Annotated in this window: 10 protein-coding genes; 8 read left to right on the forward strand and 2 right to left on the reverse strand. The window is 34.1% G+C overall.

Features of this window, described 5'->3' with window-relative positions:
- Positions 1-47 precede the first annotated feature (47 nt).
- The 4 genes from IRZ99_RS02340 (at position 48) to IRZ99_RS02355 (ending at position 4815) form a co-directional block, all read left to right on the forward strand.
- Positions 48-1118, forward strand: a complete 1071-nt coding sequence (locus tag IRZ99_RS02340; RefSeq protein ID WP_194655727.1) for a M20 family metallo-hydrolase — start codon at positions 48-50, stop codon at positions 1116-1118.
- 97 nt (positions 1119-1215) lie between these two features.
- On the forward strand, positions 1216-2496 hold the full coding sequence (gene argH / locus IRZ99_RS02345) for an argininosuccinate lyase (RefSeq protein ID WP_194655728.1): 1281 nt from the start codon (positions 1216-1218) through the stop codon (positions 2494-2496).
- Positions 2497-2653: 157 nt separating this feature from the next.
- A complete protein-coding gene (locus tag IRZ99_RS02350; RefSeq protein ID WP_194655729.1) occupies positions 2654-3652 on the forward strand; it encodes a DUF2157 domain-containing protein in 999 nt (332 codons plus the stop codon).
- Positions 3649-4815: a hypothetical protein gene (locus tag IRZ99_RS02355; protein ID WP_194655730.1), complete on the forward strand. Its 1167-nt coding sequence runs from the start codon at positions 3649-3651 to the stop codon at positions 4813-4815. The genes IRZ99_RS02350 and IRZ99_RS02355 overlap by 4 nt, the downstream gene beginning before the upstream one ends.
- A 68-nt stretch (positions 4816-4883) precedes the next feature.
- On the opposite strand, the gene ytxJ is transcribed toward IRZ99_RS02355, so the two are convergent.
- The gene (gene ytxJ, locus IRZ99_RS02360; RefSeq protein WP_194655731.1) at positions 4884-5273 is read right to left on the reverse strand and encodes a bacillithiol system redox-active protein YtxJ; all 390 of its coding nucleotides are present in this window, start codon (positions 5271-5273) and stop codon (positions 4884-4886) included.
- Between the two features lie 210 nt (positions 5274-5483).
- Here ytxJ and clpB point away from each other — a divergent pair, with 210 nt between their 5' ends.
- From clpB to IRZ99_RS02380, 4 genes are all read left to right on the forward strand, one after another.
- Positions 5484-8087, forward strand: coding sequence for an ATP-dependent chaperone ClpB (clpB, locus tag IRZ99_RS02365; protein WP_194655732.1), 2604 nt, complete (start codon positions 5484-5486; stop codon positions 8085-8087).
- A 389-nt stretch (positions 8088-8476) separates the two neighbouring features.
- Positions 8477-9367: a DUF808 domain-containing protein gene (locus IRZ99_RS02370; RefSeq protein WP_194655733.1), complete on the forward strand. Its 891-nt coding sequence runs from the start codon at positions 8477-8479 to the stop codon at positions 9365-9367.
- Between the two features lie 347 nt (positions 9368-9714).
- Entirely contained in the window at positions 9715-10128 is a 414-nt protein-coding gene (locus IRZ99_RS02375; protein WP_194655734.1) for a hypothetical protein, read from the forward strand.
- 224 nt (positions 10129-10352) lie between these two features.
- Entirely contained in the window at positions 10353-11240 is an 888-nt protein-coding gene (locus IRZ99_RS02380) for a carbon-nitrogen hydrolase (RefSeq protein WP_194655735.1), read from the forward strand.
- Between the two features lie 113 nt (positions 11241-11353).
- Here IRZ99_RS02380 and IRZ99_RS02385 read toward each other — a convergent pair whose 3' ends face one another.
- Positions 11354-12616, reverse strand: a complete 1263-nt coding sequence (locus tag IRZ99_RS02385) for an OmpA family protein (protein WP_194655736.1) — start codon at positions 12614-12616, stop codon at positions 11354-11356.
- Positions 12617-12738 lie beyond the last annotated feature (122 nt).

Genomic DNA, 12738 nt, shown 5'->3' on the forward strand with positions numbered 1-12738 from the left:
ACTTCGTCCCGATAGCTATCGGTATCATGGCAAAGAAACCATTAACTATGAAAAATATTGCAACGCTTACCCAGGAAGCAATTAGTTTATTAAAAAGCCTTATAGAAACACCTTCGTTTTCAAGTGAAGAAGATCAGACAGCGCTATTAATAGAAAATTGGTTCAATCAAAACGAAATTCCTTTTAAAAGAGAAAATAACAATGTGTGGGCTTTCAATAAATATTTTGACGAAAACAAACCAACACTTTTACTGAATTCTCACCACGATACGGTTAAACCAAATCAGGCGTATACAAACGATCCGTTTAAAGCAATTGAAAAAGACGGAAAATTATATGGTTTAGGAAGTAATGATGCCGGAGGTTGTCTGGTTTCACTTTTGGCCACTTTTGTTCACTTTTATGAGAATAAAAACTTGTCGCATAATTTGGTAATGGTGGCTTCCGCTGAAGAAGAAAGCAGCGGAAAAAACGGTTTAAACAGTGTTTTAAAGCATTTACCAGAATTAGATTGCGCCATTGTAGGTGAGCCAACATTAATGCAATTGGCTGTAGCCGAAAAAGGTTTATTAGTTTTAGATGTAAAAGTAAAAGGAACTGCAAGTCACGCTGCACATCAAAATGATGATAATGCATTATACAAATCAATTCCGGTAATGGAATGGTTTAAAAACTATAAATTCGATAAAATTTCTGATGTTTTAGGTCCTGTAAAAATGACTGTAACGCAAATCAGTGCCGGAAAACAACATAATGTTGTTCCATCAGAATGTGATTTGGTTGTTGATATTCGTGTAACCGATCGTTATTCAAATACGGAGATTTTAGAAGTGGTAAAAGCTAATGTAAACGCCGAAGTAACACCAAGATCAATGCATTTAAATGCATCGTCGATTCCAATTGCGCACGGTTTAGTTCAGGCTGGAATCGCTCTTGGAAGAACAACGTACGGCTCGCCAACGCTTTCAGATCAATCTGTTTTAAGCTGTCAATCCTTAAAATTAGGACCAGGAGAAACATTGCGATCACATTCAGCAGACGAATTTATTTTTTTAAATGAAATTGAAGAAGGAGTCGACTTGTATATCAAAATACTAAGCGATTTCTTTAAATTATAAGAAAAGAATAACCGCCACGAATTCACGAATTATTTTAAAATTAATTCGTGAATTCGTGGCGGAAAACTAACCGTAATAGGATCTAAAAATATCACCTATGAAACTTTGGGAAAAAGGAATACCAACAGACAAACAAATTGAACATTTCACAGTTGGAAACGATCGTGAATTAGATTTAGTTTTGGCAAAATACGATGCTTTAGGTTCAATTGCACACGCAAAAATGCTGGGTCAAATTGGTTTATTAACTGAAGAAGAAACAACTTCTTTGGTTGATGCCTTAAACGACATTATTGCAGATATCGTAGTTGGAAATTTCGAAATTGAAGACAGTTTTGAAGATGTACATTCTAAAATCGAATATTTATTAACGGTAAAACTGGGCGATGCCGGAAAGAAAATCCATACCGCGCGTTCTCGTAACGATCAGGTTTTAGTTGATGTTCATTTGTATTTAAAAGATGAATTAAAAGCAATAAAAGAACAGGTAAAAACATTGTTTGATTTGTTAATGGAATCTGCAGAAAAACACCAAAATGTTTTATTACCAGGTTATACGCATTTGCAAATTGCGATGCCATCGTCATTCGGAATGTGGTTTTCTGCTTATGCTGAAAGTTTAATTGACGACATTACAATGTTAAACGCGGCTTCTAAAGTAGTTGATCAAAATCCATTAGGATCTGCAGCAGGTTACGGAAGTTCTTTTCCAATCAACAGAACTTTTACAACACAGGAATTAGGTTTTGAAACGTTGAAATTCAACGCCGTAGCAGCACAAATGAGCCGTGGAAAAGCAGAGAAAACGGTTGCCTTTGCCATGAGCAGTGTAGCAGCCACTTTATCAAAATTTGCGATGGATGTATGTTTGTATATGAGCCAAAATTTTGATTTTATCAGTTTGCCGGCACATCTTACAACAGGCTCAAGTATTATGCCTCACAAGAAAAACCCAGATGTATTTGAACTGATCAGAGGGAAATGCAATAAGATTCAGGCGCTTCCATACGAAATCACTTTAATTACTAATAATTTGCCAAGTGGTTATCACCGAGATCTGCAGCTTTTAAAAGAAGGATTGTTTCCAGCGCTTCAAAACTTAAAAGCGTGTTTGGATATCGCGATCTTCTCTGTAAAAGATATTACGGTAAAAGACAATATTTTAAAAGATAAAAAATACGATTACTTGTTTACAGTAGATACTTTAAACGAAATGGTTGTAGCTGGAATACCGTTTAGAGACGCTTACAAAGCTGTTGCAGAACAATTGGAGGCGGGAACGTATCAATCTCCAAAAGAAACTAGACACACGCACGAAGGCAGCATCAATAATTTATGCTTGGATGCTATTAAAAATAAAATGAAAGCTGCTTTTTAATAAGTTTTTGCTTTTTAAATAAGAAACCGATTTGTAGTTATATACAAATCGGTTTTTTTATGTATTAATTTTTAAAGAAAGATTTTATGTATTAAAAAATAAACTTTAATCAATCAAAAAAAGACTATTTTTGATTTACTATTTATAAAGCCAAAACATGAATAAGTTTGATGACCAGGCGACCCAATCGCTTCTGGATAAGAATCTAATTACCGAAAATCAATATCAGGAAATTAAAGCTTATCGAAATCTGAATATTTTCTCTTTGAATGCAGAATTGAAACTTTTCCTATATTTATCTGTTTTACTTTTTACTTCCGGAATCGGGATTTTAATTTATGAAAACATTGATAGTATTGGACATATTGCCATTCTTTCGATATTGCTTATTGTTATCGTTGTCTGTTTCTATTATTGCTTTAAAAATTCCAAAGGGTTTCAAAAAACAGAAACTGTCTTTGAGAGCCCATTTTTAGAATATCTGGTTTTAGCGGCCAATATCTTGACTTGTATTTTTATTGGTTATCTGCAATTTCAGTACAAACCTTTTGGAACGCATTATGATCTGGCAACTTTAATTCCGACTATAGTAAGTTTCTTTTGTGCCTATTATTTCGATAATAAAAGCGTTTTAACTATCGCAATTACTGGTTTAGCTGCCTATATCGGGCTTTCTGTCACACCTCAGGATTTATTGCATAATGATTTTTATTCGAATGAAACACTTAGCTATTCTGCTATCATACTGGGAGGTTTACTTATTTTATTGACAATATATAGTTCCAGAACAAATTTAAAAATACATTTTAATTTCATTTATCTCACTTTTGCTTTGCATTTAATAAGCATAGCCTCAATTAGTAATTTGACAGATTCTGATTATGATGGGATTTGGCTGCTTTTTGGGTTGATTTTGGCTGCTTCATCTTATTATTTTTATAAAGTCAGTCATGAAACTAAGGCAATGTCCTTATATATTTTTATGATTATTTACGCTTATATTGGTTTAAACATATTCTTCTTTCGAATTTTAGATTTAGTAGATTTCTCTGATATTTGGGAGTTCTTTGTCTTTATGCTGCCAGTCTATTTTATTGGTTCAATAGTAGTATTCATTAAATTGATTAAAAACTTCCATAAAGAAATAACCGAATGATAGCACACGATAAACAATTATTAAACGATTTGGCTTTATTGGAAGAGGCAAATTCTTTGCAAAATGCTGGTTTTATAAGTAAAGAGCAAAAAGATTTAATTAAAAAGCAATTACCGGATTTTAAAACCCAAAAGAATATTCTGGTACGATTAGGATTTTTTCTGTTGGGATCATTCTTATACGGATCAATATGCGGTGCTATTTCCATAGTTGGAATGGTGGGCGATGAATTATATTTCAAAATTTGTTGTTATATTTTTGCCGGAGTAGGTTTTGCAGGAGCAGAACTTTTAGCAAATCAAAAATATTACGGACACGGTTTAGATGATGCTTTTATTTTGGGAACCATTTTAAATATCGGAATAGCAATCGGAATTACAACTGATGGCTATGAACTTATAATTGCTATTTTCATGGCAATTACGGCATTTGTAATGTACAGACGCCATTTGCATTTGACATCGTTGTTGGTTTTTTGTTTAGCAAGTTCAGCAGTTTTATTCTATGGATTATTTGAATTTGGCGAACTAGGAAAAGCAATTTTGCCTTTTGCAGCGATTTTATTTGCTGGCGGATTTTACTTCTCTACTAAAAAATCAATTGCTAGTCTTACGGAAAGTTATTATTATAATGGTTTTTTGTTGGCTAATAGTTTCTGTTTAATTCTATTCTATCTTTCCGGTAATTATTTGGTTGTAAGAGAGCTTTCAGTAATGCTTTTAGGAAATGAAGTTCTCCCGGGAAAAGATATTCCGTTTGCGTATTTCTTTTATGCTTTTACACTGATTGTTCCCATTGTTTATTTGGTGCAAGCCTTAAAAACAAAAGACAGAATAATGCTTTGGATAAGTTTCTTAGCTATTGGTTTTTCAATTTACACTATCCGATTTTATTATTCAGTTTTACCGATAGAAGTGGCATTGACTTTAGGCGGAGTAGTGTTATTCGCAATAGCTTATTTCTCCATAAAGAAATTGAAAGAGAAGGAAAGCGGTTTAACTTTTAAACCAGGCAGAATTAATAATTCAAACGCATTTTTAAATGCAGAAGCCTTAATTGTAGCGTCAGCTTTCGGAATGAAACCAAGTGTCAAACCAGAAGATTCTCCAATGGAATTTGGAGGAGGAGGTTATAGCGGAGGCGGATCTGACGGAAGTTTTTAGAAAAATAATTTGCCACAGATTAGATGATTTTATAGATTTATAATCATTTAATCTGTGGCAAAAAAATATCAAATCTTTGCTTTTAGTGCCTCAGCATTAATTTCACTATGCGAAACATCATAAACAGCTTTACCATTTTTAATCAAAATAAGCTGTGGCGATTCATGGTAAACACCAAATTTACTGGCAATTTCATTTGAAACATCGCGATGCTCAATTAAGTCTAAAAAGAAAGCATCGACAGTTTCATCTAAATCATATTCTCTTTCAAATTGTTTTAGGGCAAAACGGCTAATGCTGCATCTTGTGCTATGCTTAAAAATTACAATAGGCTTAACATTCGACATGTTCTCTATATCATTTAACTGTGCTAAATTTGTAAGAGGAATCCAGTTCACATTACTTTTTTGTGAATCAGAATTGTCTGAATTTCCGAAGATAGAATTTAAAAAACTCATATTTTGACTGTATTTGTGACTTTTTGTCGTTTAAGATTAGCTAAAAAGCTGTTTTTAATGACTTTTTGTCTGTATTTTTAAAATGGAATATAATTTGAAAGTTCATCAACAAAATTACACCATTTAAAATTAAAAAGCGGATTCAATAAATTCAAATTTTAATGGTATCGATTATTAAATGAAAAATCAAACCTAAATAATTATAGACATATGAACATAAATAAATTTACAACTAAATCGCAGGAAGCCATTCAGCTTTCGCAGCAATTGGCGCAACGATACGGACAGCAGCAAATAGAAAACGAACACATTTTTAAAGCCATTTTTGAGGTTGACGAAAATGTAGCACCGTTTATTTTGAAAAAACTGAACGTAAATGTGCCATTGTTTTTACAAATACTAGATTCAACAATTCAGAGCTTTCCAAAAGTTTCGGGAGGCGATATTATGCTTTCCAGAGATGCTAATAAAGCGTTGAATGAAGCTGAAATTATTGCACAAAAAATGAACGATGAATACGTTTCAATCGAACATTTAATTTTAGCGATTTTCGATTCAAAAAGTAAAGTGGCCCAAATTTTAAAAGATCAGGGCGTAACCGGAAAAGCTTTAAAAGCAACTATTGAAGAACTAAGAAAAGGCGAAAGAGTAACTTCAGCTTCAGCGGAAGAGACTTATAATGCCTTAAATAAATACGCTAAAAACTTAAACGAATTAGCGCGTGAAGGAAAACTGGATCCGGTTATTGGTCGTGATGAAGAAATTCGTCGTGTATTGCAAATTTTGACCAGAAGAACCAAAAACAACCCAATGTTAGTTGGGGAGCCTGGAGTTGGTAAAACTGCTATTGCAGAAGGCTTAGCGCACAGAATTGTAGATGGCGACGTGCCTGAAAACTTAAAAGATAAAATCGTTTTCTCTTTAGATATGGGAGCCTTAATTGCCGGTGCAAAATACAAAGGAGAATTTGAAGAAAGATTAAAATCAGTAGTAAAAGAAGTTACAGCTGCCGAAGGTGATATCGTTTTGTTTATTGACGAGATTCATACCCTTGTTGGTGCGGGTGGAGGAGAAGGTGCGATGGATGCGGCTAATATTCTGAAACCAGCTTTGGCTCGAGGTGAATTAAGAGCGATTGGAGCAACAACTTTAGATGAATATCAAAAATATTTTGAGAAGGATAAAGCACTAGAGCGTCGTTTTCAAAAGGTTTTGGTAGATGAACCGGATACGGAAAGTGCAATCTCGATTTTACGTGGTATCAAAGAAAAATACGAAACACATCACAAAGTTCAAATTAAAGATGAGGCGATTATTGCCGCTGTTGAACTTTCACAACGCTATATTACGAATCGTTTTTTACCGGATAAAGCGATCGATTTGATGGACGAAGCTGCTTCTAAATTGAGAATGGAAATCAATTCAAAACCAGAAGAATTAGACGTTTTGGATCGTAAAATAATGCAGTTAGAAATCGAGATTGAAGCCATCAAACGCGAAAAAGAAGAAAGTAAATTGAAGATTTTAGGAATGGATTTGGCGAATCTCAAAGAAGAACGCAATGAAATCTATACTAAATGGAAATCGGAAAAAGATGTTGTTGACGGAATTCAATCCGTAAAACAAGAAATTGAAGACTTTAAATACGAAGCAGAACGTGCAGAACGTGATGGTGATTACGGAAAAGTAGCTGAAATTCGTTACGGAAAAATCAAAGAAGCACAAGAACGTCTGGATGTTCTGTTGAAACAACTACAGGAATACCAATCTGGTAATTCTTTGATTAAAGAAGAAGTTACTCGCGAAGATATTGCAGAAGTGGTAGCCAAATGGACTGGAATTCCGGTAATGAAAATGCTTCAGACTGAAAGAGAAAAACTGCTACATCTTGAAGAAGAATTACACAGAAGAGTAGTAGGGCAGGAAGAAGCGATAGAAGCGGTGAGTGATGCTGTTCGTAGAAGCCGCGCTGGTTTACAGGATATGAAAAAACCTGTTGGAACATTCTTGTTTTTAGGGACAACCGGAGTCGGTAAAACAGAGTTAGCAAAAGCCTTGGCCGAATATCTTTTTGATGATGAAAATGCCATGACGCGTATCGACATGAGCGAATATCAGGAACGTCACAGTGTGAGCCGCCTGGTTGGTGCGCCTCCGGGATATGTGGGTTATGATGAAGGTGGACAATTGACAGAAGCGGTTCGTAGAAAACCATATTCTGTAATTCTGTTAGACGAAATCGAAAAAGCGCATCCGGATACTTTCAATATTTTATTGCAAGTTTTAGATGAAGGTCGATTGACAGATAACAAAGGTCGTTTGGCCGATTTCAAAAACACGATTATCATCATGACTTCCAATATGGGAAGTCAGATTATACAAGAGAAATTTGAGAATTTAAAAGGAAGTATCGATTCTGCAACCGAAGCTGCAAAAGTGGAAGTTTTAGGATTATTGAAACAAACCGTACGTCCTGAATTTATAAATCGTATTGACGAAATCGTAATGTTTACGCCATTAACTGTCGATAACATCTCTAGAATTGTAAGTTTACAATTGAAGAGCGTTAGCAAGATGCTGGCTTTACAAGGCATTACAATGGATGCAACTCCGGAAGGAATCAAATATCTTTCAGATAAAGGTTATGATCCTGAGTTTGGTGCAAGACCAGTGAAGCGTGTGATTCAGAGAGAAGTTTTGAATCAATTGTCTAAAGAAATCCTGGCTGGAAATATTACAACAGACAGTATTATCTTGATTGATGCTTTCGATGGTAAATTGGTTTTCAGAAACCAGACACAAGCAGTTGAATAATCTTAATAAAAAATAATTTTCCAAAACACCAGTTTTTTAGCTGGTGTTTTTTTTTGGAATTAAATTATAACCGTGAATAATGAAACTTTTTTTCAAAGTCTTATAAAGAAATTGATTCGTTAAATTCTGAACTTTATATTATATAAAAAACATTATATTTAATCAAATAAATAACTAAAAACCAATACTATGAACAATATTTTTAGAGGATTAATCGCAGGTTACGGAGCAAAAAAATTAGGCGGAGGCTGTTTTGGAACAATCTTAGTTTTTGTCATTATCTGGGTTCTTTTAGGACAATGCAGTTAATATTTTAGCCGAAAATTGAATGAAAAGTAGTAGATTCGCACAACCAAATTAAGTAGAATTACAAAATAAAAACAATTATAATGGCATCAGGTTTTTTCGTACTATTAGATGATATTGCAGCAATTATGGACGATGTTGCAGTAATGAGTAAAGTTGCAGCAAAAAAAACTGCAGGGATTTTAGGAGACGATTTAGCTGTTAATGCCGAAAAAGCTTCCGGATTTGCTTCTTCAAGAGAACTTCCGGTACTATGGGCAATCAGTAAAGGATCATTACTTAACAAGATAATCATTTTACCAATAGCCTTTTTATTAAGTGCTTTTTTCCCAGTTGCAATTATTGTGGTTTTAGTTTTGGGCGGATTGTTCTTAGCCTACGAAGGAGCTGAAAAAATATACGAGTTTATATTTCCGCATTCGCATGAAGAATCAGAAGGAATAACGGAAGAAACCTTTACCGAGGAACAAATTCTTGAAATGGAAAAAGGAAAAATAAAATCAGCAATCGTAACTGATTTTATTCTCTCTGTTGAAATTGTGATTATCGCTTTGAGTACGGTAGTTGGTAAACCTATTTCACAGCAAATCGTTGTAGTATCGATCATTGCAGTAATCGCTACTATTGGCGTTTATGGGATTGTAGCATTAATTGTCCGTATGGATGAGGCAGGTTATAAACTTATTAAGTTTAGTAAAAAAGAGAAAAGTGTCACAAAATTTATTGGTAATATTTTGGTTAAAGCACTTCCATTAATTATAAAAAGTTTAACCGTTATTGGTACAATTGCTTTGTTATTAGTTGCCGGAGGTATTTTTGTGCATCATATTCCCTTTTTTCATCATTTATCACTTAAAATTAATCTTCCTGATATTATAAAAGAATTTGTAGTAGGTTTAGCCTTAGGACTTGTAGTCTTGGTGATCGTAAATTTGATAAAAAAAATACTTCCTAAAAAAGCTACTGCAGCATAATAATCTACGTGCTATAAAGATATTTAAACACTAGTCGAAAGGCTGGTGTTTTTTTTTTTTTTTTTGAAGCAGAATAATCATTTCCCTAAGAACACCTGTCCCGCTATCCACTTGTATCTTTTTACCCGCTGAAAAAGCGGCTAAAAAGGATACCGCTGCTATCGGGGCTAGGGTTGAAAATTCAATTTTCATAAGAAATAACGGTAGTTGTGTTATTTTTTTTCATCGGGCAAAGTGTTGACATGTAGTTGTTTAATGTGCTCTTAAAAATATTTAACATTTAGCCAAAGCAACCAATGCAACGCATTCGCATCTTCATAGTAATTAACAATTAATTATTATTTTATATGAAAAGTTTTAGATTAAAATCAGTTTTAGTAGTATTATTTTTATCATTAGCAGTTGTTTCATGCAACAATGACGATGACGACGCAGAAACTCCTAGCCCAGTAGCCAAAGCTGCATTTGTAACGGAGGTTAAAGGACCAGCAACCGGAAAAGTAAACGATGAGCTTAGTTATGAAGTGACTTTTGTGGTAGATAACGCTTGTGGAGAATTTGATAAAATTAGCGAAGTAACACTTGGTACAGTAAAAGGATTACAGGTTGAAGCAAAATACCCATCAGCGGTTTGTACGCAACAAGTTCCAGCTCCTAAAAAGACGACTTACAAATTCAAGTCAGCTGCAAAAGGAACTTTTGATATCAAATTCAGAAAATCTGAAACTGAATTTATCACAACAAAAGTGGTTATTGATTAATACAGTTTTTAGGTTATAGATTTAGGTTGAAAGCCATTTTGTAATTATTTAATTCATTCCATATAGAATTAAGTAATTGTAAAATGGTTTTCTTTTTTTGAATAAGTACTTAAAGTCAATAAACATAATCTTAGTGAACTTTACATAAATCTTTCCGCCCTTGCGGTTAATCAACTTTGTCATTCCTCTAAAAATTACTATTTTTGCACTCTAAATTTTATGTCATGCCGAAAAGAAAATATAAAATAGCCGTTATTCAGTTAAACCTGAATGACGTTGCCGAAAATAATCTTAAAAAATGTATCAGTTGGGTTAAAGATGCTGCCAGTAAAGGGGCAGAAGTGATCTTATTACCAGAATTATATAGCAGTCATTATTTTTGCCAAAGTGAAGATGTCGATAATTTTGCTTTAGCAGAACCATTGTATAGTACTTCTTTTATTGCTTTTAGCGCATTGGCAAAAGAATTAGGGGTGGTAATCATTGTTCCTTTCTTCGAAAAAAGAATGGCTGGAATCTATCACAATAGTGCATACATCATCGATACAGACGGAACTGAAGCTGGTTTATACCGCAAAATGCACATTCCGGACGATCCTCATTTCTACGAAAAGTTCTATTTCACACCTGGTGATTTAGGTTTTCAGGCTATAGAAACTAAAAAAGGAAAAGTTGGGACCCTTATTTGTTGGGATCAATGGTATCCGGAAGCAGCTCGTATTACTGCCTTAAAAGGTGCAGAAGTATTGTTTTATCCAACAGCAATTGGATGGCATCCAAAAGAAAAAGAACAGTACGGAGAAAATCAATACGGTGCCTGGATGAACGTAATGAAAGGCCATGCGGTTGCAAATGGTGTTTTCGTTGCCGCTGCTAACCGAATTGGTTTAGAGCAGTATATCGACGGAACTGACGGAATTCAGTTCTGGGGAGCATCGTTTATCGCGGGACCTCAAGGTGAAATTTTAGCGCAGGCGTCTCACGATCAGGAAGAAATCTTAATTGCAGAAGTTGATTTAGATTTACAGGAAAATGTACGTCAAAACTGGCCATTTTTCAGAGACAGAAGAATTGATGCTTTTGGTGATATTACTAAGAGAGCAATCGATTAAATAAGTTAAAACGATAATTGAAGAAGGACAAATTTATATTTGTCCTTTTTTATTGGAAATAAAAAAGGCGGTTTCAAATTTGAAACCGCCTTTTGCATTTATATTTATAGAGATTATTTCACTTGGAAAGTAACTCTTCTCACGATTTGACGTGCTTCTTTAGAATTTTTGTTTACAGAAGTATCTTCTCCGTTAGCAATTACATTCAATCTTGAAGCATCGATTCCTGCATTTGTAGCCACTTTTTTCACAGCTTCAGCTCTTTTTCTTGACAATTCAGTGTTGTAGCTTGAATTTCCAATTTCGTCAGCATAACCTATAATGTCAGCAGATTTTCCTGGATTATTTTTTAAATATTTCACTAAGAAATCAACACCAGATAAAGAAGCATTTGTTGGTTTAGAAGAGTTAAAGTCGAAGTATACATTTACATATCCACCGTTAATTAATTCTTCTACAGTGCTGTTTGTTAGGTTGTTATCGCCTTTTTTAGCGTAAGTTTTGTCTAAGTAGCTTTCTAATTCATCAGGAACACCATTTTGGTTTGTATCAATTGATTGTCCTTTTGTATTTACAGCGACACCAGTAATTGAGTTTGGTTCTAAATCATATAAATCAGCTACACCATCTTTGTCTGTATCCAAAAGACCAGTTTCAATTAAGCCAACTCTTTGTTCAAGTTCGTCGTATCTGTCTTCTTCGCCAACCCAGTCAGCATGTTTTTCGTTTTTACCCAAGTAAAACGTCAAACCGACTGAAGCATTTAATAAAACACCATCAAATGAGCCTGTTGTAGTTCTGCCCATTCCGTCAAAGTTCCAGTTTTGTTTTCCATTTACAATTCCGGTAAGATCTCCGGTTAAGGCAACACTATTGCTTAATTTAATTTGTCCTGTTAATCCAAGAATTCCATGACCCATATAATCTTGACCACCATATCCGGTTTCAGTACTTATTTGAGCAACTCCAAAACCACCATGTGCCAAGACACCAATAGTATTAGTCCAGGTCTCAAAATTTAAAGCTCTACCAATGTTTACAACACCTTGCAAACTTGCTCTAACATAACGGCTTTCAAAATCTGGTGTATCGTCTCTTTCTGTAAATTGGTCATAACCAACATCTAATTTTACCCCAAATTTAGGACTAAACATATATCTTACACCTAAGTCTGCGTGAAACGGATTAAGAGTTGCAGTAGAATAACCAGGAGTCATTGTTCTGGTTGGTTTGTTAACACCACCATTTAATTCGATTGACCACTTGTCATATGGTTCTTTATCTATAGAAGGCTGTGTTGAAGTAGTTGCCATATTTTGTGCATTTGCTGCAAATGCCAGTATTAACAGGGATACGGAGGCTAATTTCTTTTTCATGATATTCAATATTAAGTTGGTTTTTATTTTAAACTCATGACAAAATTATACTTAGACTTTTAAATTCTGTTGTATATACTCTTACATAATTTCCATGTTTTAGGTTTTTATTATGCATATTT

The organism is Flavobacterium sp. LC2016-12, from assembly GCF_015351595.1.
Classification (GTDB): Bacteria; Bacteroidota; Bacteroidia; order Flavobacteriales; family Flavobacteriaceae; genus Flavobacterium.

Coding starts and splice junctions, on each gene's coding strand:
- IRZ99_RS02385 (WP_194655736.1), bottom strand. CDS start 12,616: ATGAAAAAGAAATTAGCCTCCGTATCCCTGTTAATACTGGCATTTGCA.
- ytxJ (WP_194655731.1), bottom strand. CDS start 5,273: ATGAGTTTTTTAAATTCTATCTTCGGAAATTCAGACAATTCTGATTCA.
- IRZ99_RS02350 (WP_194655729.1), top strand. CDS start 2,654: ATGAATAAGTTTGATGACCAGGCGACCCAATCGCTTCTGGATAAGAAT.
- IRZ99_RS02340 (WP_194655727.1), top strand. CDS start 48: ATGAAAAATATTGCAACGCTTACCCAGGAAGCAATTAGTTTATTAAAA.
- IRZ99_RS02380 (WP_194655735.1), top strand. CDS start 10,353: ATGCCGAAAAGAAAATATAAAATAGCCGTTATTCAGTTAAACCTGAAT.
- clpB (WP_194655732.1), top strand. CDS start 5,484: ATGAACATAAATAAATTTACAACTAAATCGCAGGAAGCCATTCAGCTT.
- IRZ99_RS02370 (WP_194655733.1), top strand. CDS start 8,477: ATGGCATCAGGTTTTTTCGTACTATTAGATGATATTGCAGCAATTATG.
- IRZ99_RS02375 (WP_194655734.1), top strand. CDS start 9,715: ATGAAAAGTTTTAGATTAAAATCAGTTTTAGTAGTATTATTTTTATCA.
- IRZ99_RS02355 (WP_194655730.1), top strand. CDS start 3,649: ATGATAGCACACGATAAACAATTATTAAACGATTTGGCTTTATTGGAA.
- argH (WP_194655728.1), top strand. CDS start 1,216: ATGAAACTTTGGGAAAAAGGAATACCAACAGACAAACAAATTGAACAT.